General features: G+C 48.7%; 1 pseudogene. It reads right to left on the minus strand.

Annotated elements, in window-relative coordinates:
- A pseudogene (locus tag CD034_RS11250) lies at nucleotides 1-1,121 on the minus strand (hypothetical protein); the annotation flags it as partial.

Genomic DNA, 1,121 nt, shown 5'->3' on the forward strand with positions numbered 1-1,121 from the left:
GAAAGTGCGAGCGAGTCAGCATCAGAAAGTGCGAGTGAGTCAGCGTCAGAAAGTGCGAGCGACTCAGCATCAGAAAGTGCATCAGACTCAGCGTCAGAAAGTGCAAGTGAGTCAGCGTCAACAAGCGCATCAGACTCAGCAAGCGCAAGCACATCATTAAGTGAGTCAGCATCAGAAAGTGCGAGCGAGTCAGCATCAGAAAGTGCGAGTGAGTCAGCGTCAACAAGCGCATCAGATTCAGCATCAGAAAGTGCGAGCGACTCAGCGTCAACAAGCGCATCAGACTCAGCAAGCGCAAGCACATCATTAAGTGAGTCAGCATCAGAAAGTGCGAGCGACTCAGCATCAGAAAGTGCGAGCGAGTCAGCATCAGAAAGTGCAAGTGAGTCAGCGTCAGAAAGTGCGAGCGAGTCAGCATCAGAAAGTGCGAGCGACTCAGCATCAGAAAGTGCAAGTGAGTCAGCATCAACAAGCGTGAGTGATTCAGCAAGTGCAAGCACGTCATTAAGTGGATCAACAAGTACGAGTCTTTCAGACTCAGCAAGCGCAAGCACATCATTAAGTGACTCAGCATCAGAAAGTGCGAGTGAGTCAGCATCAACAAGTGTGAGTGATTCAACAAGTGCAAGCACGTCATTAAGTGGATCAACAAGTACGAGTCTTTCAGACTCAGCAAGCGCAAGCACATCATTAAGTGACTCAGCATCAGAAAGTGCGAGCGACTCAGCATCAGAAAGTGTGAGCGAGTCAGCGTCAGAAAGTGCGAGTGAGTCAGCATCAACAAGTGTGAGTGATTCAACAAGCGCAAGCACATCATTAAGTGAGTCAGCATCAGAAAGTGCGAGCGAGTCAGCATCAGAAAGTGCGAGTGAGTCAGCGTCAACAAGCGCATCAGATTCAGCATCAGAAAGTGCGAGCGACTCAGCGTCAACAAGCGCATCAGACTCAGCAAGCGCAAGCACATCATTAAGTGAGTCAGCATCAGAAAGTGCGAGCGAGTCAGCATCAACAAGTGCAAGCACATCATTAAGTGAATCAACAAGTACGAGTCTTTCAGACTCAGCAAGTGCAAGCACGTCATTAAGTGGATCAACATCAACAAGTGTGAGTGATTCAACAAG

Origin of the sequence: Staphylococcus hominis subsp. hominis, from assembly GCF_002901845.1 — a bacterium.
Classification (GTDB): domain Bacteria; phylum Bacillota; class Bacilli; order Staphylococcales; family Staphylococcaceae; genus Staphylococcus; species Staphylococcus hominis.